The following is a 24,014-nucleotide window of genomic DNA, read 5'->3' as shown; positions in this document are numbered from 1 at the left end:
TGCCGCGCCGGCCTCGTGCCGCCCCGGGGGGACCCGTCGCGGGGGGAACCTCGCCAAGATCGTGCTCGATCCAGGATCTAGTGGCCTCGAAGCGGCCGGACACCACTACTTCCTGGATCGAGCGCGATCTTGGGGTCGCGCCGCGCCGCAGCCGCGTCGCAGAAGCAGGCGGGCGGATCCTCCCGCAAGATCCGCGCAACATCAGGGAAGTTGGGGTCTCCCGCGAGCCGGAGGCAGCAATTTCAGGGAAGTTGGGCGGATCTTGCCGCGAGCGGCGCGTGCGGGTGGCGGGTGCGAGCGGCGCGTGCGGGTGGGTGGGTGCGAGCGGCGCGTGCGGGTGGGTGGGGCGCGTGCGGGTGGGTGGGTGCGGGTGGGTGGGTGGGTGGGTGCGGTCAGCGCAGGGAGGCGCGGGCCGAGAAGGCGATGCTGGCCAGCAGGAAGCCGCCGTTGACGATCGTGAAGGCGACAATCACCCAGAGGACCAGCGCGGGTGCCACGGCCAGCACCAGGGCGGCCACGAAGATCACCGCGCCGTAGTCGCGGATCAGCTTCACCAGGCGCACCGGCAGCGAGGTCGAGGTGACCATGCTGGCGGCGTTCGGGCCGGCCTGCATCACCGAGGTGACCAGGTTGACCATCCAGGTGCCCGCGAAGGTCGCCACCAGCCAGGTCGGGGTGGCGGGTTCCTGCGCCACGGCGGTCGCGGCGAGCGCGGCGACCAGGGCGATCTGGGCGGCCACGTCGCAGAGCACGTCGACCCGGGCCCCGGCCGCGCTGCCCTGGCCGGTCACCCGGGCCAGCTGCCCGTCGGCGCAGTCCAGGGAGTACGCCACCTGCCAGCCGATCAGGGCGAGCAGGCCGACCACCCAGGCGGGTACGTCGCCGTCGGCGACCGGGCCGGCGAGCGCCACGACGGTGACCGAGGTGGCCAGCCCGAGCACCAGGTTGCCGATGGTCAACGCGGTGGGGCGCAGTCCGAGCCGCTGGGCGACCAACGCGAAGACGGCACCCAGCCACTGGCTGATCGACTCGCTGAACAGGCCGCCGCCCCGGTTCACCCGGTGGAAGTCGGCGACGGTGGGACGGGGCTCAGCCAAGCTGGTCGCGGATTGCACCGGCGTAGTCTGCCAGCCGCTCCCGCGTCTCGGTAGGCGACAGTGCCAGGTGCTCCAGGATGGTGTAGCGGTCCGGGCGGGTACGCGGCGCGAACTGCACCGCCTCCACGAACTGGTCGTCGGTGAGCGCCACCTCGGCGGGGAGCCGGGGCAGGCCGTGCCGGGCGAGGCAGGCCGACATCTCCCCGAAGCGGCGGAGGTCCCCGCGCAGCCAGGTGCAGAACAGCGCGCCCAGCCCGGCCAGCTCGCCGTGTGACGCGGTGCCGGGGAAGAGCGAGTCGACCGCGTGCATGATCTCGTGGCAGCCGCCGCTGGACGGTCGACTGGTGCCGCACACCGCCATCGCCAGGCCACTGGAGATCAGCGCCTCGGCCAGCACGGTGACGAAGGCGTCGTCGGCCATGTCGCCCGGGTGGTTGAGCACCGCCTCGGCGCCCGCTCGCGAGAGTGACGCGGCCAGCCCGTCGACGGGCTCGCCGCGTACCCGGCGGGCCAGTTCCCAGTCGGCCAGCGCGCTGATGTTGCTGATCACGTCGCCGATGCCGGCCCGGTTGTGCCGGTCCGGGCCGCTCTCGACGAAGTCCAGGTCGACGATCACCGCGATCGGGATGTGCACCCCGTAGGAGCCCTTGATCCCGTCGGTGATGAGGCTGGACACCGGGGAGCCGATCCCGTCGTTGGCGAGGCTGGTCGCCACCGACACCATCGGGAGGCCCCGACGGGTCGCCGCGTACTTGGCCACGTCGATGGTCTTGCCGCCGCCGATGCCGACGACCGCGTCGTACGACCGGGCGCGGAGCTTGCCGCCGAGGTCGTCGGCGGCGTCCAGGGTGCCGCCGGAGACGGTGAAGACGTCCGCCGAGCGCAGGGACGGTCGGATCAGCTCCGCGATCTGGGCACCCTGGCCGGGGCCGACCACCACCGCGACGTCACCGCCGGCGGAGATCCGCCCGTCGGCCAGGATCGCGCCCAGGTCGGCGACCGCCCCGCGCCGCACGTCGATGTGCAGCGGGGTCAGGATGCTCCGCGCTAGTAGCGGCACGCGATCTCCCGCGCGCGGGCCAGGTCGGCGTGGTTGTCGACCTCGACCCACGGGACGTCGCCGATCGGCGCCGCCCGCACCTCCCCGCCCCGGTCGGAGAACTCCTGGTAGCCGTCCTCGTAGTAGAGGTTCGGGTCCCGCCGCCAGGTCGCCTCCAGCGCGTCGGCGAGAGCGTCGGCGACCTGCGGCTCGATCAGCGTGGCACCGATGTACTCCCCGTACGCCTCGCCCGGGTCCATCAGCTTGGTGATCCGGGTGAGCTGGCCGGCGGCGTCGAAGGTGGTCTTCATCTCCTCTTCGGCCAGCGGCTTGAGGGTGTCCACCGCGAGCAGGATGCCCGGCCCGCGTTCGGCGAGCAGGGTCTTCTCCACGCTCACCGGGTGCACGGTGTCCCCGTTGACCAGCAGGACCCCGCGAGCGAAGTACTCCCGGGCCAGCCAGAGCGAGTAGGCGTTGTTCCACTCCTCGGCCTTGTCGTTGTGCACCAGGGTGATCGTGACCCCGTACCGCTTCTCCAGGTCGGCCTGCCGCTCCCGGACCGCGTCCGCCGCGTAGCCGACCACGATCACGACGTCGGTGAGCCCGACCTCGGCGAGGTTGCCCAGCGCGATGTCCAGGATCGTGGTCTCGCCGTCCACCGGCACCAACGCCTTGGGCAGGGTGTCGGTGTACGGGCGCAGCCGGCGTCCCGCTCCGGCCGCGAGCACCATTCCGATCATCGCGACATCCTCCCTCGTCCTGCTCCCCGTCATCGCTGGAGGATAGCGCCGGTTGGTCGGGCCGCTCTGGTCAACCGGGTCAGCCGGGCAACGCCGCCAGGTCGGCGAGCATTGTCAGTCGTTCCTCCGCGCCGAGAGCGGCGTACGGGCCGGCCGCCCGCCGGTCGGTCTCCAGCTCGATGGCGGTCCGCTCGGGGCCGGCCGGCAGGGCGGCGACGCTCGATGCGGTGTGCCCGGCGGCGGTCCAGGCCGCGGCGTGCGCGTCGGCCCGGTGGTATCGCAGCGTGCCGAGCCGGTTGAGCAGCAGCACACCCGACGGGGTGCCGTCCGGCTCGTGCGGGGGTGCCATCGCGGCGAAGGCGGAGCCGCCGTGGTCGCCCTCCTCGTCGGCCAGCACCAGGGCGTACGACAGTAGCCGGCCCAGGGCTGCCACCAGCCGGGACACCCGTTCGCCGTGCCCGGCCCACAGTTCCTCGGTGACCTCGGCGTGCACCTGGTACAGCTCGGTGAGGAAGGCCGCCCCCCGCTCGGTGGCGGAGAGTGTGCCGTCCGGGCCGCGGTGGAGCATCCCGTACGCCACCTGCTTGTCCACCGTCCGCCGGACGGCGACCGGGTCCTGGTAGCGGGTGATCGCCGCGAACCCGGGCCCGTCGACCCTGCCACCGGGTGCGGCCAGCCGGGTGCGCAGGTCGACCAGGAAGCCGGTCGCCGCCACTCCGCCGTACCGTTGGGACAGAACGGCCCCTCCGCCGTCGCGGCCGGCCAGCATGGCGGCGCGGAAGGCCCGGTCCACGGCCGGGGCGAGCAGCCCGGCGAACCGGTGCGGCGCCAGCTCGACGGTGTTCACTGACCGATCGACCGCAGGAGGGCGAAACCCTCATCCGCGATCCGCCGGATCAGGCCGTCGTTGACGTCGCGGTGCTCGTCCAGCAGGGCCACGTCGTCCTCGGCCAGCCAGCGGTACTCGGTGTGCTTGCCGGCCTCCAACCTCGGGCGGTCGAGGTCGCCGTCGACGCGGACCAGGAAGTCGTACTCGATGCGCGTCAGGTCGTCGTCGCCGACGTAGCGGTACTCGCCCACCTGGCCGAGGACGTGCGAGAGGACCCAGCCGGTCTCTTCGGTGATCTCCCGGCGTAGTGCCTGGTCGATGTTCTCGCCGGGGTCCAGGTGGCCGCCGACGATGTCCCAGCAGTTGGGGAAGAGGCGTCGGTGGGGCGAGCGGCGCTGGAAGAAGATGCGGCCGTCGCGGTCGACGATCAGCGCGCCGGCGCAGCGCAGGGGCTCGGTGGACACCGTTCGACAGTAGCGAGCGCCTGATGTCTCGCCGAGGCTCGGTCTTGTCCCGGAAACATCAACGGACGACCATGTTCGTACCGGATGCCACCGTCCCAAGGGAGTGATGTGTGATGCAGGTACGGGATGCGATGTCCAGCCAGGTCCTCGTCGTCGGTCCGGAGCACACGCTCCGGCAGGCGGCCCGGATGATGTCGGCCCGCGGTGTCGGGTCGGCGGTCGTGATCGACCCGGACTCCGAGGGCGTCGGGATCATGACCGAACGCGACGTGTTGAAGGCCATCGGCGCTGGTCTGGACTGTGACGTGGAACGCACCGGTGCCCACCTGACCTGGGACGTGGTCTACGCCGGGCCGGAGTGGACGGTGGCCGAGGCGGCCGCGGCGATGGCCCGGGGTGGGTTCCGGCACCTGGTGGTGCTCGACGGTCGAGAGGTGGCCGGGGTGATCTCCGTGCGGGACATCATGCGGGTGTGGGCGGAAGATCAGGCCGCCGTGGCCACGACCTGACCGGGCGGGGCCAGAATCTCGGCGCGCGCAGGTGTGCCCGACCGGATAGACGGGTAGGGATTTCCTGCGGGCGCGGAGATGCCGTGGCTCGCGGGGGAGGTCCCGATGCGCGACGCGGAGCGGCTGGTCGAGCAGCAGTACGCCATGCTCCTGCGTCGGGACGTGGCCCGTCTACCGGATCTCTACGCCCCGGAGGCGTTCTACGCCATGCCGGGCGTGACGGTCCGTCCGATCGAGCTGCCCGCACTTCTGCGCACCTGGACGGGCGCCTTCCCGGACCTGCGGATCGACCCGCTGGGCGCGGTCCGCACCGGCGGTGGTGCCGCCGTCGAGCTGCGTCTGACCGGCACCCACACCGGCACGCTGCACTCGCCGTACGGCACCGTCGCGCCCACCGGCCGGACGGTGAGCTGGGAGGTGGCCGACGTGGTCCGGGCCCGCAAGGGCCGGATCGTCGCCTGGCGCTCCTACTTCGACTGGAGCCAGCTCCTCGACGCGCTCGGTGTGCAGCTGGAGGGACTTTCCCGGGCGGCGCACCACGACGCGCTCGCACTTCCGGTCTGATCTGTCGCCGACCGGTGGAGTCGGGTCACCCGTCCCGGTGGCTCAGGATGCGGACATCGCCGTGCCGTCCGCGCGTCCCCCACCGCCGCCCGTACGCTCAACATCCATGACCGCCGAGCAGTTGATCTCCTTTGCCCGTGGGGCTCCCTCGCTGGACATCGTCGATGTCGAGGGGCTCAAGGCCGCCGCCGTCCGCGCCTTCGACGCCGACCCTGCGGGGGTCACGGCGTACGGCACCTCCGTCGGCTACCTCCCGCTGCGAAAGTGGATCGCCGAGAAGCACGGGGTGGAAGCCGACCAGGTGCTGGTCACCAACGGGTCGCTCCAGGCCGACGCGTTCCTCTTCGACCACCTGGTCCGCCCCGGCGACGCGGTGGTGGTGGAACGCCCGACGTACGACCGGACGCTGCTCAATCTCCAGCGGATGGGCAGTGAGCTGCACGGCATCTCCGTCCAGCCGGACGGCCTGGACACTGCCGAGCTGCGCAAGCTGCTGGAGTCCGGGGTCCGACCCCGGCTCGCCCACGTGATCCCGAACTACCAGAACCCGGCCGGCATGACGCTGTCGGAGGGGAAGCGTCGGGAGTTGCTCGACCTCGCTGCCGAGTACGAGTTCACGATCTTCGAGGACGACCCGTACGCGGACATCCGCTTCCGTGGTGAGGCGCTGCCGTCGATGCTCTCGTTGGACACCCGCAACGTGGTGGTGCACGCGTCGAGCTTCACCAAGACGGTCTGCCCGGGTGTCCGGGTCGGTTACCTGGTCGGCCCGGCGGACCTGATCGCCGACATCGCCAAGAACGCGACCAGCCTCTACATCTCGCCCGGCATGGTGTCGCAGGCGATCGTGCACCAGTTCTGCGTCTCCGGTGACATCGACCGTTCCATCGAGACGGTCCGGGCGGCGCTGGGCGAGCGGGCCCAGGTGCTCGCCGAGTCGTTGCGCCGGCACCTGCCGCAGGCGCGCTTCGTGGAGCCCGACGGCGGTTACTTCCTCTGGGTGGAGTTCCCGGAGGACGTGCTGGTCGACCGGCTCGCCCCGGCCGCCGCCGAGCGTGGGGTCGCCGTGGTCAAGGGCAGCGACTTCGTGTTGGACGGTGGGCGGCACGCCCTCCGGTTGGCCTTCTCGGCGGTGACCGCCGACCGGATCGACGAGGGTGTCCGTCGTCTCGCGGCGGCCGTCGAGGCGGTCCGCGCCTGAGCCAACTGTCGGGTTCCCGACAGAACGACGATGCCGGCCGTCCCGGGACTCCCGTCCGGGCGGCCGGCGGCCCACAATGCTGCGAGCGTCACCCGTCGGATGTAGCGGAGATCACCGCCCGGCCCGATCTCGGGTGACGTGGCAGCACAACCTCCCGCCCCCACCGGTGCCGGGTGGGCCGTGTCGTCCCCGCACCCCCCCGATGCGGCCCGGCCCACCCGGCACCACCCCAAGGGCTGTTCCACAGGTCTGGCCGCTCGGACTCCGCCTCGGTGCGGCCACCCCTTGCGAAACGGGCCCGGGCGACCGCCGTCACACCTGTCATCGACCGTGGTCGGCGTAGCCTGCAAGCCGCAGCCGAGCGTGGGAGGTGACGCGATGACGGATCGGACAGAGCGGGACCGGACGGCATCGTCCACCCCTGGTCGGGTGTTGCGACCCCGGGCCTGGCCGTCCCCGGTCCGGGCGATGACCCGGATCCTCAACGCGGACGGCTCGCCGCCCGTGCCGACCCCGACCGGCACCGACCGCAGCTCGGTGGTCGACTGCGCGCTGTACGTCGACGGCAGGCGGCAACCCGGCGAGTGGACGTACGCGGACGCCCTGGCGGCGGCCCGCCGCGAGGAGCACGGCTTCGTCTGGCTCGGTCTGCACCAACCGGAGCTGGCCGAGATGACGGCCATCGCGGAGACCTACGGTCTGCACGAGCTTGCCGTCGAGGACGCCGTCAAGGCCGAGCAGCGCCCCAAGCTGGAGCGGTTCGGCGATGTCGTCTTCCTGGTGCTGCGTACCGCGAGGTACTGCGAGCACGCCGAGCTGACCGAGAACTCCGAGGTCGTGGAGACCGGGCAGGTGATGCTCTTCATCGGCCCGAACTTCGTGATCAGCGTCCGGCACGGCGACGCCTGCCGGCTCGCCCCGATCCGGGCCGACCTGGAGACCAAGCAGGAACTGCTGCTCCAGGGCCCGTGGGCGGTGGCGTACGGGGTGACCGACCGGGTGGTCGACCTCTACCTGGAGGTCGCCGACCAGATCGAGGACGACCTGGACGTGCTGGAGGCCGAGGTCTTCGACCGGCACGGCCACGGGCGGATCCAGCGGATCTACCAGATGAAGCGGGAACTGGTGGAGTTCAAGCGGGCGGTGGTGCCGTTGCAGCGGCCGCTGATGACGCTGACCTCCCAGGTCAACCGGGACGTACCCAAGGAGATCCGTCGTTACTTCCGAGACGTGCAGGACCACCTGAGCCGCACCGTGGAGCAGGTGAACTCCTATGACGACCTGCTGAACTCGATCCTCCAGGCGAGGCTCGCCCAGGTCACCGTCGACCAGAACAACGACATGCGCAAGATCGCCGCCTGGGCCGGCATCGCCGCGGTCTGGACCGCCATCGCCGGCATCTACGGGATGAACTTCGACAACATGCCCGAGCTGAAGATGACGTACGGCTATCCGGTGGTGCTCGCCCTCATGCTCGGCGTGTCGTTGGCCCTCTACCGCTGGTTCCGCCGCAACGGCTGGCTCTGACCGAGCGGGGCGGAAGCACCCGACTGCTCGGCCCGACCGGCGCATTGCGCTGTGATCCACTCGGCTTTCGTGAAACCGGGGCATCACGCACACCTGGACGCCCCGGTTTCAAGGAAGCCGAGTCGATCTTGCCCGGAGCCGAGCGCCGAGCGCCGACACGACACAGCGCCAGCGAGCGACAGCGCCGACACGCGACAGCGCCGGCGAGCGGGGAGTGTCCCCGCTGCGCCGGCGCTCGGTGCGGTGTCGCTGGGTCAGCGACGGCCGTTGGTGCGGGCCGTGTCCTTGCCCAGTGCCTTGGTGATGTCGTCGGTCGGCCGGCCGGAGACGTCCGTGGCACCCTCGGCGACCGAGGGGACCTTGTCGGTCGGCCGGACGCCGGTCGGCTTGGCCGTGCCGGTGGTGCTGGCGCTGCTGCCGCCGGCCACCGCCGAGCTGCCGGCACCCGTCATCCCCGCCGCGCCGGTCATGGCTGACCCGCCGGTCATCGCGGGCCCACCGGTCATCGCGGACCCGTCGGTCCCCTTGGTGGCGGCCGGCGTGCGCACCTCGATCGAGTCGACCTCGTCGCGCATCGGCTCGAGGGTGCGGGTCGGGTCGTACTCGGCCCACTCCTGCTGCTCCCGGCGACGGCGCATGGCGACCGCGCCGGCGACGCCAGCGACGACACCCGCTGCCAACAGGCCGGTCATCATCGAGCCGCGACGTCGCGGCTGCTTCTTCTTACCGGTGATCCGCATGGTCTTCGACTTGGCCTTCCTGGTCAGCGGCCCTGCCTGCGCGGCGCCGTCACGGGCCGCCGCGGCCAACGGTGCCAGCGTGGTGAGTGTCGTCCCCCAGCCGGTCGACGCGCTGTCGCGTACCTTCGCCGCAGTCGGCGCCACGTAGCCCCGGGCCACCTGGACCCGCGGACCGACGGTCGCGCCGGCGCCCTTGGCTGCGTGGTTCGCTGCCTGCATCAGGTGGCTGATGCTCTGGTTCAGCTCGGCCTTGGCCAGCTGCCCCTGGGACTTACGCCGCCCGAATCCAAACACGGTCCTACCTCCTGGGAGTTGTTCCTTCGTCATCCTCCACCTTCGGATGCCTCCGCGATGCCAGATCGGGCACATGGGAGGATCCGCATGGAACTGACCAACGAGTGAGGAGTACCCGTGGCCGAGGCTGTCTACGCCACCCTGCACACCAACGCTGGCCCGATCCGGCTGGAGCTCTTCCCGAACCACGCTCCGAAGACGGTCCGCAACTTCGTCGATCTGGCCGAGGGCAACCGGGAGTACACCGACCCGCGCACCGGTCAGCCGGGCAACGGGCCGTACTACGACGGCACCATCTCGCACCGGGTGATCAGCGGATTCATGGTCCAGATGGGCGACCCGACCGGCACCGGTCGGGGTGGCCCGGGCTACAAGTTCGCGGACGAGTTCCACCCGGAGCTGCGCTTCGACCGGCCGTACCTGCTGGCGATGGCGAACGCCGGACCGGGCACCAACGGTTCGCAGTTCTTCATCACCGTGTCGCCGACGCCGCACCTCAACAACCGGCACACCATCTTCGGGCAGGTCGCCGACGAGCAGTCGGTGAAGGTCGTCGATTCGATCGCCAGCACCCCGACCGGCCCGAGCGACCGTCCGCTCCAGGACGTCGTCATCGAGCGGGTCGAGATCGAGCGGTCTGCTTCCTGACCGACCGGCGAGGTACCTTTGCTCGCATGATTGAGCGCTCCGGAGCACCGCACCGGCCGGCGCCGGTGGTCAGCGCGGTGGTGGACGGATGGTCGGCCCGGTGAGCGAGTCTCCGCCGACCACCCCGGTCTGCTACCGGCACCCCGGCCGGGAGACCTATGTCCGGTGCACCCGCTGCGACCGGCCGATCTGTCCGGACTGTATGCGGGATGCGTCGGTCGGGCACCAGTGCCCGGAGTGCGTCAACGAGGGACGTCGGAGTGTCCGGCCGGTGCGTACCGCCTTCGGTGGCGGTACCGCCGGCCGGCACGGCTACGTCACCAAGACCCTGATCGCGGTGAACGCGCTGCTCCTGCTGCTCTCCATCGCCTCGGCGCGGGGTGGGGACGCGGCGATGGGGGGCTCCGGCTTCGGTGGCCTCATGGGTGGCGGCACGCCGCTGACCGAGTGGGGTGCGGTGCTCGGCCGGGCGTACCTCTCCGACTACACGCTCGGTGGGATCGCCGAGGGCCAGTGGTACCGGCTGGTCACCGCGATGTTCCTGCACTACGGCGTGCTGCACCTGCTGCTCAACATGTGGGCGTTGTGGGTGCTCGGTCGGTCGCTGGAGGCCAACCTCGGGCGGGTGCGGTTCGCCGCGCTCTACCTGATCGCCGGCCTGGGCGGCAACGTGGCCGCCTATCTGTTCAGCAGCCCGAGGGCCGCCACCGTCGGTGCGTCGACCGCCGTGTTCGGGCTCTTCGCCGCGCTGATCATCATCGAGCGCAAACTGGGTCGGGACATCTCCCGCATCATCCCGATCCTGGTGATCAACCTGGTGTTCACGCTGGCGGTGCCGGGCATCTCGATCCCCGGGCACCTGGGCGGGCTGGTCGTCGGCGCGCTGATGGCGTTGGTGCTCGCGTACGCGCCGCGGGGTCGGCGCACGTTGGTGCAGGTCGCCGGCGGCGCCATCATCCTGGTGGTTCTGCTCGCGCTCGTGCTCTTCCGGACCGCCCAACTGCTCGGCTGACAGATCACGGGGTCGGGCGGGCGGCGCGCAGTGCGGCGGCCACCTCTTCCGGGGTGGCCCCGAGGTCGTACCGGCCGAACAGGTGCAGCGAGTTGCCCGCGTCGATCTCCAGGGTCTCGCTGGTCAGCCCCAAACGTGGCCGACGGTCGACGGTGATCGCCTCGACCGCCGACCAGGGCAGCAGTCGTCGGCCCGCGAACCCGTGGATGACGGTGAGCCCCGCGGGGTCCACGGCCAACCGGACCGGCACGACCAGGTCGCGTACCGCCCAGCCGGCCACCGTGACGGCGGCCAGGACGGCCACCACCAGGCGGACCGGGTCGCCGTCGGCGAAGAGCAGCCCGAGCGCGACGAGCAGGACGGCGCCGGCCAGTTTCGCCGCTGGCAGACTCGACGGCACTCGCCACTGTCGGGCCGCGGTGATCTCATCCACCCGCCCAGCATGCCAGCGGTCGTCGGATTCCGGCATCTCGTAAGAGTGGGGCCGGACGGTCGGTCGCGGGACGACGTAGGATCGGGGCAGCCCAAGTTACCGGGGAGTAAACATGAGTGACGCGGTCATCGTCGGCGCGGTACGTACCCCCGTCGGGCGGCGCAAGGGCAGCCTCGCCGGCGTCCACCCGGTCGATCTCTCGGCGCACGTGCTGCGCGCCCTCGCCGAGCGCACCGGGCTCGACCCGGCGCAGGTCGACGACGTCTTCTGGGGTTGCGTCTCCCAGGTCGGCGAGCAGTCGTGGAACATCGCCCGCAACGGCGTGCTCGCCGCCGGCTGGCCCGAGACGGTGCCCGGCACGACGCTGGACCGGCAGTGCGGCTCCAGCCAGCAGGCACTGCACTTCGCCGCCGCGACGGTGCTCTCCGGCCAGGCAGACCTGGTGGTGGCCGGTGGGGTGGAGTCGATGACCCGGGTGCCGATGGGCTCCAGTGTGGCCGGCGGCATGCCGTTCAGCGACCAACTCCGGGACCGTTACCGGGGCGTCGAGGGCTTCGCCGACGACGCGCCCCTGCCGTTCAACCAGGGCGTCGGTGCCGAGCTGATCGCCCAGCGGTGGCGCCTCTCGCGTACCCAGCTCGACGAGTTCGCGCTGGCCAGCCACGAGAAGGCAGCCGCCGCACAGGACGCTGGCGCGTTCGACCCGGAGCTGGCGCCGGTGCCGCTCGCCGATGGTGGGAAGTTCGCCGCCGACGAGGGCATCCGCCGGGACACGACGTTGGCCAAGCTCGGTGAGCTGGCCACGCCGTTCCGTGCCGACGGCGTGGTGACCGCCGGGTCCGCGTCCCAGATCTCCGACGGCGCCGGGGCCCTCGCGGTGACGACCTCCGAGTGGGCCAGCCGGCACGGCCTTCGGCCGCTCGCCCGGATCCACACCGCCGTGGTCGCCGCCGACGACCCGGTCACCATGCTCACCGCCCCCATCCCGGCCACCGCGAAGGCGCTGCGCCGCGCGGGGCTGGGCATCGAGGAGATCGGGGTGTACGAGGTGAACGAGGCGTTCGCCCCGGTGCCGCTAGCCTGGCTGGCCGAGACCGAGGCGGACCCGGAGCGGCTCAACCCGCGCGGTGGGGCGATCGCCCTCGGTCACCCGCTCGGCGGCTCCGGTGCCCGGATCATGACGACCATGCTCCAGCACATGCGGGACAACGGGATCCGCTACGGCCTGCAGACCATGTGCGAGGGCGGCGGCATGGCCAACGCCACCATCGTCGAGCTGGTCTGACACCGGAAAACGTCTCGCCTCAGCCGGAAGGGCCGCCTAAGGTGCCCAGCGTGACGACGATCGCCGGTGAGCGTGCCCCCGACTGGTCCAGCGAGCAGTGGCAGGTGCGGGCCCGGTCCTGGGTGGACGCGCGCCTGAGCCGGACCGGCCGTCGGGTGACCGGGCTGGTGGAGCCTCGGGTGCGCCCGTGGTCGCTGGTCTGGCGGGTGCCCACCGACGACGGCCCGGTCTGGTTCAAGGCCAACAATCCCGGCACGGTGCACGAGGCCACCCTGATCGCGACGCTCGCCGAGCTGACACCGCATCGGGTGCTGACACCGATCGCGGTGGACGCGGAGCAGGGCTGGTCGCTGCTGCCCGACGGCGGTGAGTCGTTGCGCGACGTGCTGGCGCGCGACCCCGATCTGACGCACTGGGAGCGGGCGCTGCCCGGGTACGCGGCGCTCCAACTGGCCACCGCGCCGTGCGCCGACGAGCTGGTCGCCCGGGGCGTGCCGGACCACCGCCCCGAGGCATTGGCCGAGCTTCTCGCCGAGCTTCTCGCCGATCACGAGTCGCTGCTGATCGGTGTCGAGGGCGGGCTCAGCCCCGACCTGCACGAGCGGCTGCGGGCGGAGCTGCCGTCGTACGCCGAGCGGTGCCGTCGGCTCGCGGACATCGGCATCCCGGCCACGGTGCAGCACGACGACCTGCACGACGGCAACGTCTTCGCGGGCACGGACGGCTACCGCTACTTCGACTGGGGCGATGCCTCGGTGGCGCACCCGTTCGGCACGCTGCTGGTGACCCTGCGCTCGATCCGGCACGCGAAGAAGCTGGCGGCCGACGACACCGGGCTGGCGCGGCTGCGCGACGCCTACCTGGAGGCGTGGACCGACCGGTACGACCGCCGAACCCTTGTCGAGGCCGCCGACCTCGCGATCGGCCTGGGGCCGGTGAGCCGGTCGCTGTCCTGGCGGCGAGCCCTGGACACCGCCGACGAGTCCCGCGCCGAGTACGCCGACGCGGTCCCCGGTTGGCTGGAGGAGCTTTTCGCCGCCAATCCCCTCCAACCGGACTCCTGACCACGATCCGTCCAAGTCGGAAGTCGGACAGGCAGTGCGACCGGCGCCGTGGAACTTCCAAAAAACCCGCGTGACCCACGTCACCCCGTCGAAGACGTCGTTGGGCAGGTCATGGACGTCTTCTCCCGAACGTTCCTTCCGGCCGCCGCTGAGGCTGGCCTGGCCGTGCAGACCGTGAGCCGGCACATGCCGGTCTTCCGGCGCTGTGTCGGCTCCGGTGACGCCACCATCCTGGTCACCCGTTGCAGCCGCCCCGACCGCCCGGTCACCGGCGACTACCTGCTGCTGCTCACCCACCGTCGACTGGTGGTGACCCAGCAGACCCGACTACTGCACCGTCTGCGCCTGCATCTCAACACCGAGTTGCGCGAGCTGAGCAACGTCACCTGGAGCCCGGACCCGCGACTCCAGTCGGTGGAGATGGCGGCCACCGCGATCGACGGGATCCGCGAGCGGTTCCTGATCCGTACCAGTCACCCGAAGCAGGTCTGGCAGCTCGACGCGCTGCTCAACCACGCGTTCCGGACCCGCCTGCGGGTGCCCCGTGAGCGCATCCTCGCCACCATCGGTGACGCGCCGGCCGCCACGCGGCCCAGCACGTTCCGCCCTGCCGTGGTGAGCTGACGCCCCACCGGGCCGTGCGTCGCCTTTACCGAACTCGAACACGCACCGATCGCGCCCGGCCCACCGGTCGGCAATCATGGGCCGGTGACCGTCGAACCGCCGCACCGCGGGCTCGTCCTCGTGGTCGAGGACGAGCCGGCCATCGCCGACCTGGTCCGGCTCTACCTCACCCGGGACGGCTTCGGCGTCCACCTGGAACGGGACGGCGCGGCTGGCCTGAGCGCCGCGCGTCGGATCCGCCCGGTGGCCTGCGTCCTGGACATCGCGCTGCCGGGCCTGCCCGGCACCGAGATCTGCCGCCGGCTGCGCGAGGCCGGTGACTGGACCCCGGTCATCTTCCTCACCGCCCGCGACGACGAGGTCGACCGGATCGTCGGCCTGGAGTTGGGCGCCGACGACTACGTGACCAAGCCGTTCAGCCCCCGGGAGCTGGTCGCCCGGGTGCGCGCGGTGCTGCGCCGCTCCGCCGGTGGCCCGGAGGGCGCGGACCGGCAGCGCGTCGTCGGCCCGGTGACGCTCGACCCGGCCCGCCGAACGGTCACCGCCGCGGGCGCGCCGGTGCAGCTCACCTCCACCGAGTTCGACCTGCTGGCCCATCTGATGGCTCGGCCCGGCCGGGTCTTCACCCGGGAGGAGCTGCTGGCCGGGGTCTGGGGGTACGCGGCACACGCCGGCACCCGCACCGTCGACGTGCACGTCGCGCAGGTACGGGCGAAGCTCGGCCCGGCCAGCGTGATCCGGACCCACCGTGGCGTCGGGTACGCGGTCGATGCCTGACCACTCCGGGCGCGCCGGGTCACCGACCATGGCCCTGCCGGTGGTCGGCACCTCCCCACCCGCCGCACCTCGACGTGGCCGCCTCGGCCGTACGCTCACCGCCCGCGCGGTCCTCGTCACCTGCGCGGTGGCACTGGTGTCGGTGCTGGTCACCGCGATCGTGGCGGTGCCGTTGGCGATCCGCGGCGCGGAGCGGCGCGACCAGGAGGCGCTCGCCGCACAGGCCCGGCTCGCCGCCGAGGTGCTGCGCACCCGCCTGGACCGGGGGCGCACCGCCGACGAGGAGCGGCTCATCCAGCAACTGCGCAACCAGGACATCGACGCGTACCTGATCCGGCGCGGAGCGGTCGACCGGCCGGGCCTGCCACCTCGGGTGGTGCAGCGGATCGGGCAGGGGCGCAACGTGTCGGTCCGGCGCGTCGTCAACGGCGAACGTGCCCTGGTCGAGGGCCGGGCGCTACCCAACGGCAACGGGGTGGTGCTCTCCCGCCCCTCGGCGAACGGGCTGTGGGCCCAGGTGCTGCTGAGCCTCTGGCTGCCACTGCTGGCCGGGTTGGCCGCCGGTGTGGTGGCCGGGTTGCTGCTGGCCCGCCGGCTGGCCCGGCCGATTCGCGTCGCGGCCACCGCCGCCGCCCGGCTACGCGCCGGCGACCGCGCCGTCCGGGTGCCGGTCGAGTCACCGGACGAGGTCGCCGACCTGGCCGAGGCGTTGAACGGGCTGGCCGGCGCGCTGGCCACCAGTGAGGGGCGGCAGCGGGAGTTCCTGCTGTCCGTCTCGCACGAGCTGCGCACCCCGCTGACCGCGATCCGGGGGTACGCCGAGGCGCTCGCCGACGGGGTGCTCGGCGCGGACGACACCGTCGACACCGGTCGGACCATGCTGGCCGAGGCCCAGCACCTGGACCGGCTGATCGGGGATCTGCTGGCGCTGGCCCGCCTGGAGGCCGCCGACTTCCCGCTCGAACCGGTGCCGGTGGACCTGACCCAGCTGGCCGTGGACGCGGAGCCGACCTGGTCCGGCCGGTGCGCGGCGGTGGGCGTGCCGTTCCGGTTGGAGACGCCAGGTCAGCCGGTGCCCGCGTACACCGATCCGGGGAGGATCCGGCAGGTGCTGGACGGGTTGCTGGAGAACGCGCTACGGGTCGTACCCCCGGGGTCGCCGGTGGTGCTCGCGGTCCGGCCCTCGGGCGCGGGCCCGGCCTCCGGCGGTGAGCTGGAGGTCCGCGACGGCGGGCCCGGCTTCACCGACGACGACCTGGCGGTGGCGTTCGAACGCGGTGCCCTGCACCAGCGTTACCGGGGCGTGCGCAAGGTGGGCAGTGGGCTGGGGTTGGCGCTGGCCGCCGGCCTGGTCCGCCGGCTGGGCGGGGAGATCGCCGCCGGGCACGCGCCGGAGGGCGGTGCCGCCTTCACGGTCCGGCTGCCCGGCGATCCTTACCTGGCTCGAACATCGGCCTGACGCTCCGCTCGTCGTCGGCGGAGATGCTGAGGGCTCCACGGACGAGAGGGAACGTCATGCCACGTTGGGGATTCGCCACCGGCACCACGGCACTGCTCGCGGCGGTCACGCTGGGCGTCAGCGGCTGCGGCGCGGCCGAGGTGGCCGGTCAACCCGCCCGGGAGGCCGCCGTCGAGGTCGCGGCCGCGATGGGCGTGGAGGGTCAGGCGCTGACCGCGATGGGCTTCGACGCCGACGACCTGGACGTGCAGACCGTCGCCGCGCCGGCCACCCCGACGCCGGGTGCCTCCCCCACCGCCAAGGAGAAGGCCCGGGAGAAGCGCGGCGAGGAGTGGCGCAAGCGCCGCCAGGCCCGGGTGCTGTTGCGCAAGAACACCCTGCACGGTGAGGCGGTGGTGAAGACGAAGGACGGCGGTACGCAGACCGTCGCCGTGCAACGCGGCGAGGTGACCGCGATCGACGGCGACTCGATGACCGTCAAGTCCACCGACGGCTTCACCATGACCTGGACCTTCGGTGACGACCTGCGGGTCGTCGAGCGGCGCGCCACCGTGCAGCCGAGCGAGGTCAAGGTCGGCGCGACGCTCGGCGTCGCCGGCGCGAAGGACGGCGACAAGGGCGTGGCGCGACTCGTCCTCATCCCCCGCACGAAGTGAGCGAAGGGGCCCCTGATCGACTCAGGGGCCCCTCCTCCCGTCAGTAGACGCGGGAGCCGATGAAGTCGTCGTGACCGTAGCCGACCGGGTTGGCGGCGGTACGGGCCTCGAACGACCACTGCTGCCGGGTGTTGCTGGAGCAGCCGGTCAACCGCAACCGGGGTGTGCCCAGCCACGGGCTGTCGAACGCCACGCAGAGGTTGCTCGCCGCCGCCGGCTTGATCTGGTTGCCGACGAAGACGAACTGCTGGGCGGCGCTGCCGTTGCAGTCGTAGATGTTGACCGCCGTGCCGGAGGTCATCGAGCTGTTGGCGACGTCGAGGCAACGGTCGTGGGACAGCTCCGAGTGCAGCGACCGCCGGTTCTGGTCGTACCAGAAGCCCTGGTTACGCCCACCGTGACAGGAGTGCGGCTGCTGCACGGTGCCGTTGCGGGAGTCGTACCCCTTGCCGTCGACGCAGGTGCCGGTGGCCAGGTTGCGCAGTTGCTTGAACTCCAGCAGGCCCGGGTAGAGCACGCCGCCGCCGGTGCTGGCCGGGTCGACGCAACTGGCCCGCTGCTGACCGGAGTTCCAGAACTGGGTGATGCACTGGGCGAACATGCCGTGCCCACGGGCATTGGGGTGGAACGACTGACGGGCGGCGTTCTCGTTCCAGATGCCGACCTCGATGAAGAGGCCACGGACCGAGGTGTTGTCGGTGCACACCTCGTGCCCGTGGAAGAGCCGGCTGGCGTCCAGGTAGCGGGTGCCGGTGTTCGCGGCGGCCGAGCGCAGCGCCGACTCGAACAGCGGCACCGCCTTGTTCCGGGCGAACGCGGCGTCGGCCAGGTAGAGCAGACAGCCGCCGGAGTACCAGCCCGGGAAGTTCGGGTTGTCCTCCACGTCCGGGCTGCCGGGGCTCGGGTACGACATCAGCACCAGTTCGTAGTCCGACCCGAGGTAGCCGGCGTTGGTCATGGTCTGCCGGATGTCGGTGAGCGCCGACTCGACCGCCTGCCGGCTGCCGTCCGTGCGGATCGTCCACTGGTCGGTGTAGGTGGGGTAGCAGGGCCCCTGGAAGAGGACCCGCCGGATGGCGCAGTCGGTGGCGACCGGGCCGAACTGGATGGTCCCGTCACCGTTGGCGCCGACCACCACCCAGATCAGCTTCACGTGTGTGTTGCGTGCCTTGATGCCCAGGTAGTCACCCTGGTTGAGTTCGTTGTGCTGGGTCGGGCCGCCGGCGATGAGGTTCCACGGGGTGGCACCTGAGCAGGCGATGTTGTACTGCGCGTCCGACGTGATGCCGGTGCGGAACACCGCCTGGTCGTACGAGCGGTCGCACCAGTTGCCGTCCTGGTGGGTGCCGGGGACGTAGTTGCCGACCCCCTCGCCGGAGATCTCGCTGTCGCCCATGGTGACCAGCGCGGTGCGGCGTTGGTCGATCGGGCGGATCTGCGGGCTGCCGTAGAGGGCGGTGGCCTCGGCGGCCCGGATGGCCTCGAGGTTGGCGGGGAGTGGTTGGACGGTCGGACGGTCGGCGGCGGTGGCGGGGGTGGCCGGTCCGGCGAGCATCGGTAGGACGAGAGCGGCGACGGCTACGGCGACGGTGATGGCTCGTCGTCGGGTCGCGCGTTCGGGCCTGGCGGGGATTGCAGGCATCGACGCACTCCTTTCGGCTCAGTCGCGGGACGTCGACTGAGTTACCAGACGGTAACGTGCGGATCAATAGATGTGAATGCGCTTCGGATCCTTGCGCGCCGGCTGCCGAACCGCTCGGATCGGACTATCCGGGCGCCCTGGACGCGCCGAAGCTGACCCGCGGGGTCGGCGGCGTGGTGGCCGGACGCGCCGAAGCGGACCCGCGGGTCAGCGAGCCGGCGGCAGGGCGTAGCCGACGTAGCCCTGGAACTCCAGCCGCCAGCCGGCCGGGACCAGCTTCGTGCAGGCCGGCCGACTGCCGGTGCAGACGATCGCGTCGACCGAGGCGGGGTCGGCCGGCGGTCGCTCCGGCAGCACCGACTGCAACGCCACCAGGTCCGGTGAACCCCCGTCCGGCTGCCGCAACAGCAGCCACCACGGGTACTCCCAGTTGTCGTTCTGCTGCACCAGCCCGATCCGTCGGGCACCGCTGTCGCGGACCGCCGTGGCGGCCCAGCGGAACTCGTCGGCCCACTGCGGACGTCGCAGGAACCGGGTGTCCCAGTCCGAGGTCGTGAAGACCGAGCCGGCGCCGACCAGCCGTCGCGGAAAGCCGTACGACAGCGCGAGCACCCCGGCCAGCGCCGACGTGGCCAGCACGGTGACCGCCGCCAGCGTGGCCACCGACCGCCGGGCACCCGAGCGGGCCGGGTTGACGCGTCGACGGCGGAAGAGCGAGTCGAGCCAGAGCCCGGCCAGCGGCACCGCCAGCACCACGGCGTAGAGGATCAACCGGTTGCCCCACGGCTGCCACTTGATCATCGAGGTGTGCAACAGGACGGCCGCCAACACCACCACCGCGTACGCCCGCAGCGGCCCGGTCTGTTCGGGGTCGATCCGCCGCGGACGGGCGAGCGCGACGACCGCACCGATCAGCACCAGCGCACCGGTGAGGGGGAACGCCACCCGGTCCTCGTCCGGATACCAGGCCGGCTCGGGAAAGATCTCCCGACCGAAGGTGATCGCGCGGTCCTGCGGGTCGACCCCGATGGCGCCCGCGCCGTCGATGATCGCCTCGGCTCCGGCGCGGCGCAGGGGTGCCAGCGGTGTGTCGAACGCGGTGTGCCCGATCCGCAGAGCGTTGACCAGGACCGACGGCGGGTCGTGCCGTTCCATCGGGATCGACTCGCGCAGTCGGGGTGGCCCCAGCGGGTGCCCGAACTCGGCGGTCACCCGGGCCAGGAACGGGCCGACGACCACTGCCGCGACCAGCAGGATCAACACCGAGGCGCCGACCGTGCGGGCCAGACCGCCAGCCGGCCGAGGTCGCCGAACCCCGCCGGCCGCCGTCGGGCCGGGTGATGCCGCGCCGGCCGCCGTCGGATGGTCTGTCGCCGCGTTCGCGGCCGGGGTCTGCCGCGCCGCGTTCGCGGCCAGGGTCAGCCGGAGTTGGGCCAGCCCCCAGAGCAGCAGCAGCGGACCGACCGCGATCAGACCGCTGGTCTTGGTCACCGCGGTCAGACCGGTGGCCGCCCCCAACCCGAGCACCGTTCCCCAGCCGGTCCGCCGACGCAGCCCGTCGAGCACCAGGGTCGCCGCGCAGGTCACCCACGCCGCACAGACCAGGTCGGTCTGCGTGCTGGTCGCCTGGAGCACCACCATCGGCGTGGTCGCCAACACGAACGCGGTCAGCAACTGCGCCCGCCGGCTGCCGCCGAGCTGCGCGGTGATCCGTGCGGCCACCAGGAGGCAGACCACCCCGGCCGCCCACTGGACCAGGTTGTGCAGGTGGTCCCCGCCGGTGAGGAGGCGCAGGTGCAGCAACAGGTACTCGGCTCCGGGCGGGATCGTCACCTGCCGGTGGATGGCGGTGGGCCAGAAGTCCAGGTCACCCTGGGCCACCCAGTGCTCGACCTTCGGCAGGTGATAGGTCTGTGAGTCGAAGTTGTTGGGCTCGGCCAGCAGCGCGACCAGTAACTCCAGCAGCACCAGCCCGCCGATCGCGCCGACGAGCAGCCGCTCGCCGCGTCCCGCCGTACGCCAGGCGTCGACCGCCACGGCCAGCAGGCCCGACGGTGCCCGGAGTGCGCGGGTCGGCGCGAGGTCGGGTCCGGTCACGTCGTGCTCGGCGGCGGCGGGCGGGTCGGCGCTGCCGCCGGACACCACGGCACCGACCGGCACCGGTCGCGGTGCGGCGGTGAGCGTCGGCGCGGAACGCGTCGCCCGTCGCTGCCGCAGACCGGCTGCTGTCGCGGCTGCGGCCAGGAAGACCAGCCACGCGGCGGCGAAGGCCGGCCGGGTCAGCGCGTGTAAGGCACCGAGGACCTCGACGACGAGCACCGCATACACGCCGGTGAGTAGAACGGCGCGCACCACGGCGAGCCGTAGCGGCGCGACCGCTCCGACCTCGCGCGGCCTCATCGCGACGGTGAGCAGGAGCGCCCCCGCGGCGGGAACCGCCACGAGCAGAGAGCCGGCAGCCGACATGGCCGGTAGTAAACACCATCCGTCTGGGCCCGCCACGCCGACGGCCTGATGGTGGCGGCACGTCGAAGGTCAACCAGCCAAGCTAGGCTGTGCCCGACGTGTTGTCGCCACCGTGGAGATTCCCGTGAAGCTCTCGATCCTCATGCCGGTCTACAACGAGGAAGAACGCATCGCGGATGCCCTCAAGCAGGCGTTGGCGGTTGACTATCCCTGCGAGATCGAGTTGGTCGTCGTCGACGACGGCAGCCGGGACGGCACCGGCGAGGTCCTCGGTCGCGCCGACGACGCCCGCCTGCGCGTCATCACCCACCAGCGCAACGCCGGTAAGGGTGCCGCCATCAAGACGGCGGTCGACAGCGCGGAGGGTGACTACATGGTCATCCTCGACGCCGACCTGGAGTACGACCCGCAGGACATCCCCAAGCTGCTCGACCCGGTGCTCGACGGGCGGGCCGAGGTGGTCTACGGCAATCGCACCTTCGGCAGCCACAGCGCCTACAGCTTCTGGTACGTGATGGGCAACAAGGGCGTCACGATGGCGGCGAACGTGCTGTTCAACTCGTACATCGGCGACCTGGAGACCTGCTTCAAGCTGATGCCGGTGGCGCTCTACCGGTCACTCGACGTGCGCTCGCGCGGCTTCGGCATGGAGGCCGAGGTGACCGGCAAGCTGCTGCGTCGCCGGATCCGCCCGTACGAGGTGCCGATCAGCTACCGGGCTCGTGGCCGGGAAGAGGGCAAGAAGATCACCTGGAAGGACGGCGTCGAGGCGATCTGGATCCTCGGCCGCGAACGCGCCCGCCGCCGTTCCACCGCGTCACCCGCGCGCTGACCCCAGAAACGCGCTGATCGACCGTCGCAGGCCGTCGGCGTCCAGGCCGTGCCACCGGGCGTGGTCGGCTGGATCCCCGTATCGGCGCAGGTCGGTCTGATCCACCCCGAGGGCGAGCAGCCGATGCGGCACCTCCGCCATGGCCCGGCTGACGACCGCGCTCGACGTTCCCGACAGGTACGGCTCGACCAGCACCACCTCGGTCGCGGCGAGTGCCCGCAGACCGGACGTGTCGAACGGCCGGGGAGTGTGGGTGTACGCGACCGTCACGTCCATCCCCTCGGTCGCCGCCAGGGTGGGATCGAGCATCGGCCCGACAGTCAGCACGAGCGGCGCGTTCGTCCCGCCCTGCCGGATCACCCGCAACCGGTCGGCGTCCGGGTACGCCCGGGCGTTGCGTTGCTCGCTCAGCCGCAGGTAGACCGGATCGTCGGTGGTCGCCGCCCCACGCAGCAGCGGCGCGACCTCGTCGGGGTGGCCGGGCACCCGCACCGTCCAGCCGTGGCCCAACGAGTCGAAGAGCGCCACGTCGCCGGGCGACTGGTGGGTCCGGCCCTCAGCCGAGCCGTCGTACGACGCCCCGATGCTGACCAGGACAGCGCCCACGCCCTGGTGGTCCAGGTCCAGCTTGATCTGCTCGTACGTCCGGTCCACCAGGAACGTCGCGTAGGAGTGCACGATCGGGCGTAGCCCGGTCAGGGCGAGCCCTCCGGCCACCCCGATCATCAGTTGCTCCCGGATGCCGACATTGAACACCCGGTCCGGGTGCCGGGTGCCGGCCGGCGCGAACTGGGCGGCCGAGATGTCGGCCAGTACGAGTGCGGTGCGCGGGTCGTCGTCGAGCAGCGCGGTGGTGGTGTCGATGAAGGCGTCACGCATGGCGGTCATCCCTTGTTCTCGACGTGAGCGACGACGAGGTGCGGCCGTCCCGGCCGGTGCCCGGTCAGCGCCACGTACAGGTCGGTGTGGTCGCGGCCGTCGACGGTGTCGGCGGTCCAGCCGTTGACGGTGAATCGCCTGGCGATGCCGCCCGCCCAGCCGTGGGTGGCCGACGAGTTGTCGACCACGATCGCGGTGAGGTTCGCCAGGGCGGTGGCACCGGCGTACGCGATCGCCTCGTGGTTGGATCCCTCGTCCAGTTCGGCGTCGCCGAGTAACACGTACACCCGGGGTTTGAGCAGCCCCTGGGCCCGTAGCCCGAGGGCGGTGCCGACGGCCAGCCCGAGCCCGTGCCCGAGCGAGCCGGAGCCGATCTCGACTCCGGGGACCAGCACCCGGTCCGGATGATGGCCGAGCCGGCTCGCCGGCCCGGCCAGGTCGTCGAGCCAGGCTTCCGGGATGAAGCCGTGCGCGGCGAGCACCGCGTAGTAGGCGGCCGGTCCGTGGCCCTTGGAGAGCAGGAACCGGTCGCGTTCCGGGTCGTCGGCGGCGTCGGGGGTGACCCGCAGCACCCGGTCGTAGAGCACCTGGATCACGTCGATGGTCGAGTGCGCGCTCGGCGCGTGCTTCTCGTCGCCGGTCAGTCGTCGGATCAGCCCGGGAAGCCGGGGGCCGCTGTCGGTGGTCACTGTGGTTGTCATGCCACTACTGTGTAAGTTGAAGTGGACTTCAACTCAAGGACCTGGTGATGCAGGATCTATTGACGATCGGCGAGCTGTCGGTCCGCTCGGGCGTGGCGCCGTCGGCGCTGCGCTACTACGAGCGACTCGGGCTGATCCGCGCCGATCGGACCGGCGGCAACCAGCGCCGGTACGCCCGCGCCGAGTTGCGGCGGGTGGCCTTCATCCGGATCTCCCAGCAGGTCGGCGTCTCCCTCGACGAGATCCGTGCGGCACTCGACTCGCTCCCCGAAGCCCGTACGCCCAGCCCACAGGACTGGGCGCGGCTCTCCGCGAGCTGGCGCAGCCGGCTGGACGAGCGGATCCGGCTGCTCACCAGGCTCCGCGACGACCTGGACGGCTGCATCGGCTGCGGCTGCCTGTCGTTGCAGCGCTGCACGCTCAACAACCCGGGGGACACGCTGGCCGGCGAGGGCCCGGGCGCCAGGCTGGTGCTGCCCCGGCCGGTGGACGACCCGACACCGGCGGGCTCGCCCGCCTGACGGCCGGCGCT

25 protein-coding genes are annotated in these 24,014 nt (G+C 71.9%); 14 read left to right on the top strand and 11 right to left on the bottom strand.

Annotated elements, in window-relative coordinates:
- Positions 1–392: 392 nt before the first annotated feature.
- The 5 genes from LADH09A_RS11965 to LADH09A_RS11945 all read right to left on the bottom strand — a co-directional run bounded on the left by LADH09A_RS11965 (position 393) and on the right by LADH09A_RS11945 (position 4,169).
- Positions 393–1,115, bottom strand: coding sequence for a CDP-alcohol phosphatidyltransferase family protein (locus tag LADH09A_RS11965; RefSeq protein WP_238644958.1), 723 nt, complete (start codon positions 1,113–1,115; stop codon positions 393–395).
- Positions 1,090–2,157: an iron-containing alcohol dehydrogenase family protein gene (locus tag LADH09A_RS11960; RefSeq protein ID WP_238644957.1), complete on the bottom strand. Its 1,068-nt coding sequence runs from the start codon at positions 2,155–2,157 to the stop codon at positions 1,090–1,092. The genes LADH09A_RS11965 and LADH09A_RS11960 overlap by 26 nt, the downstream gene beginning before the upstream one ends.
- Complete coding sequence (locus tag LADH09A_RS11955) at positions 2,145–2,876, bottom strand: phosphocholine cytidylyltransferase family protein (RefSeq protein ID WP_179781432.1); 732 nt, start codon at positions 2,874–2,876, stop codon at positions 2,145–2,147. The genes LADH09A_RS11960 and LADH09A_RS11955 overlap by 13 nt, the downstream gene beginning before the upstream one ends.
- 79 nt (positions 2,877–2,955) lie before the next feature.
- Positions 2,956–3,723 carry a hypothetical protein gene (locus tag LADH09A_RS11950; RefSeq protein ID WP_238644956.1) on the bottom strand — a complete coding sequence of 256 codons (768 nt, stop codon included), beginning with the start codon at positions 3,721–3,723 and terminating at the stop codon, positions 2,956–2,958.
- Positions 3,720–4,169: an NUDIX domain-containing protein gene (locus LADH09A_RS11945; RefSeq protein WP_238644955.1), complete on the bottom strand. Its 450-nt coding sequence runs from the start codon at positions 4,167–4,169 to the stop codon at positions 3,720–3,722. The genes LADH09A_RS11950 and LADH09A_RS11945 overlap by 4 nt, the downstream gene beginning before the upstream one ends.
- 113 nt (positions 4,170–4,282) lie before the next feature.
- Between LADH09A_RS11945 and LADH09A_RS11940 the strand changes: the two genes are divergently transcribed.
- The 4 genes from LADH09A_RS11940 to corA all read left to right on the top strand — a co-directional run bounded on the left by LADH09A_RS11940 (position 4,283) and on the right by corA (position 7,970).
- Positions 4,283–4,678 carry a CBS domain-containing protein gene (locus LADH09A_RS11940; RefSeq protein ID WP_238644954.1) on the top strand — a complete coding sequence of 132 codons (396 nt, stop codon included), beginning with the start codon at positions 4,283–4,285 and terminating at the stop codon, positions 4,676–4,678.
- A gap of 105 nt (positions 4,679–4,783) precedes the next feature.
- The gene (locus LADH09A_RS11935) at positions 4,784–5,242 is read left to right on the top strand and encodes an ester cyclase (protein WP_238644953.1); all 459 of its coding nucleotides are present in this window, start codon (positions 4,784–4,786) and stop codon (positions 5,240–5,242) included.
- Between the two features lie 106 nt (positions 5,243–5,348).
- Positions 5,349–6,443, top strand: a complete 1,095-nt coding sequence (locus tag LADH09A_RS11930) for an aminotransferase-like domain-containing protein (protein WP_238644952.1) — start codon at positions 5,349–5,351, stop codon at positions 6,441–6,443.
- Positions 6,444–6,821: 378 nt separating this feature from the next.
- Positions 6,822–7,970, top strand: coding sequence for a magnesium/cobalt transporter CorA (gene corA, locus LADH09A_RS11925; RefSeq protein WP_238644951.1), 1,149 nt, complete (start codon positions 6,822–6,824; stop codon positions 7,968–7,970).
- A gap of 254 nt (positions 7,971–8,224) precedes the next feature.
- On the opposite strand, the gene LADH09A_RS11920 is transcribed toward corA, so the two are convergent.
- Positions 8,225–9,037, bottom strand: a complete 813-nt coding sequence (locus LADH09A_RS11920; protein ID WP_238644950.1) for a hypothetical protein — start codon at positions 9,035–9,037, stop codon at positions 8,225–8,227.
- Between the two features lie 84 nt (positions 9,038–9,121).
- Between LADH09A_RS11920 and LADH09A_RS11915 the strand changes: the two genes are divergently transcribed.
- Positions 9,122–9,652, top strand: a complete 531-nt coding sequence (locus LADH09A_RS11915) for a peptidylprolyl isomerase (RefSeq protein WP_238644949.1) — start codon at positions 9,122–9,124, stop codon at positions 9,650–9,652.
- Positions 9,653–9,752: 100 nt separating this feature from the next.
- Positions 9,753–10,664, top strand: coding sequence for a rhomboid family intramembrane serine protease (locus LADH09A_RS11910; protein WP_238644948.1), 912 nt, complete (start codon positions 9,753–9,755; stop codon positions 10,662–10,664).
- A 4-nt stretch (positions 10,665–10,668) separates the two neighbouring features.
- Here the strand turns inward: LADH09A_RS11910 and LADH09A_RS11905 are convergent, their stop codons facing one another.
- Positions 10,669–11,133 (bottom strand): PH domain-containing protein, encoded by a 465-nt coding sequence (locus LADH09A_RS11905; protein WP_238644947.1) that lies wholly within the window; start codon positions 11,131–11,133, stop codon positions 10,669–10,671.
- A 76-nt stretch (positions 11,134–11,209) separates the two neighbouring features.
- Between LADH09A_RS11905 and LADH09A_RS11900 the strand changes: the two genes are divergently transcribed.
- The 6 genes from LADH09A_RS11900 (at position 11,210) to LADH09A_RS11875 (ending at position 16,962) form a co-directional block, all read left to right on the top strand.
- The gene (locus LADH09A_RS11900) at positions 11,210–12,382 is read left to right on the top strand and encodes a thiolase family protein (RefSeq protein WP_238644946.1); all 1,173 of its coding nucleotides are present in this window, start codon (positions 11,210–11,212) and stop codon (positions 12,380–12,382) included.
- A 50-nt stretch (positions 12,383–12,432) separates the two neighbouring features.
- Positions 12,433–13,446, top strand: a complete 1,014-nt coding sequence (locus tag LADH09A_RS11895) for a phosphotransferase (RefSeq protein ID WP_238644945.1) — start codon at positions 12,433–12,435, stop codon at positions 13,444–13,446.
- 111 nt (positions 13,447–13,557) lie between these two features.
- Positions 13,558–14,070 (top strand): hypothetical protein, encoded by a 513-nt coding sequence (locus LADH09A_RS11890; RefSeq protein WP_238644944.1) that lies wholly within the window; start codon positions 13,558–13,560, stop codon positions 14,068–14,070.
- 84 nt (positions 14,071–14,154) lie between these two features.
- Positions 14,155–14,847, top strand: coding sequence for a response regulator transcription factor (locus LADH09A_RS11885; RefSeq protein ID WP_238644943.1), 693 nt, complete (start codon positions 14,155–14,157; stop codon positions 14,845–14,847).
- Positions 14,840–16,306, top strand: coding sequence for a sensor histidine kinase (locus LADH09A_RS11880; RefSeq protein WP_238644942.1), 1,467 nt, complete (start codon positions 14,840–14,842; stop codon positions 16,304–16,306). Before LADH09A_RS11885 ends, LADH09A_RS11880 begins: the two co-directional genes overlap by 8 nt.
- Before the next feature lie 56 nt (positions 16,307–16,362).
- Positions 16,363–16,962 carry a hypothetical protein gene (locus LADH09A_RS11875; RefSeq protein ID WP_238644941.1) on the top strand — a complete coding sequence of 200 codons (600 nt, stop codon included), beginning with the start codon at positions 16,363–16,365 and terminating at the stop codon, positions 16,960–16,962.
- A 40-nt stretch (positions 16,963–17,002) separates the two neighbouring features.
- On the opposite strand, the gene LADH09A_RS11870 is transcribed toward LADH09A_RS11875, so the two are convergent.
- Together LADH09A_RS11870 and LADH09A_RS32075 are read right to left on the bottom strand one after the other, a co-directional pair.
- Positions 17,003–18,604, bottom strand: coding sequence for a ricin-type beta-trefoil lectin domain protein (locus tag LADH09A_RS11870; protein ID WP_238644940.1), 1,602 nt, complete (start codon positions 18,602–18,604; stop codon positions 17,003–17,005).
- Between the two features lie 207 nt (positions 18,605–18,811).
- Complete coding sequence (locus LADH09A_RS32075) at positions 18,812–21,070, bottom strand: phospholipid carrier-dependent glycosyltransferase (RefSeq protein WP_372492259.1); 2,259 nt, start codon at positions 21,068–21,070, stop codon at positions 18,812–18,814.
- 124 nt (positions 21,071–21,194) lie between these two features.
- On the opposite strand from LADH09A_RS32075, the gene LADH09A_RS11855 reads away from it, so the two are divergent.
- Complete coding sequence (locus tag LADH09A_RS11855; RefSeq protein ID WP_238644939.1) at positions 21,195–21,902, top strand: glycosyltransferase family 2 protein; 708 nt, start codon at positions 21,195–21,197, stop codon at positions 21,900–21,902.
- Here LADH09A_RS11855 and LADH09A_RS11850 read toward each other — a convergent pair.
- Positions 21,888–22,781 (bottom strand): transketolase family protein, encoded by an 894-nt coding sequence (locus tag LADH09A_RS11850; RefSeq protein ID WP_238644960.1) that lies wholly within the window; start codon positions 22,779–22,781, stop codon positions 21,888–21,890. The genes LADH09A_RS11855 and LADH09A_RS11850 overlap by 15 nt on opposite strands.
- Before the next feature lie 5 nt (positions 22,782–22,786).
- Positions 22,787–23,482 (bottom strand): thiamine pyrophosphate-binding protein, encoded by a 696-nt coding sequence (locus tag LADH09A_RS11845; protein ID WP_238644938.1) that lies wholly within the window; start codon positions 23,480–23,482, stop codon positions 22,787–22,789.
- Positions 23,483–23,529: 47 nt separating this feature from the next.
- Between LADH09A_RS11845 and soxR the strand changes: the two genes are divergently transcribed.
- Positions 23,530–24,003: a redox-sensitive transcriptional activator SoxR gene (gene soxR / locus LADH09A_RS11840; protein WP_238644937.1), complete on the top strand. Its 474-nt coding sequence runs from the start codon at positions 23,530–23,532 to the stop codon at positions 24,001–24,003.
- The last annotated feature ends 11 nt before the right edge of the window (positions 24,004–24,014 follow it).

The organism is Micromonospora cabrerizensis, from assembly GCF_022230955.1.
GTDB lineage: Bacteria > Actinomycetota > Actinomycetes > Mycobacteriales > Micromonosporaceae > Micromonospora > Micromonospora cabrerizensis.
The sequence above is the reverse complement of the archived record's forward strand: the minus strand, read 5'-3'. Positions and strand labels throughout refer to the sequence as shown.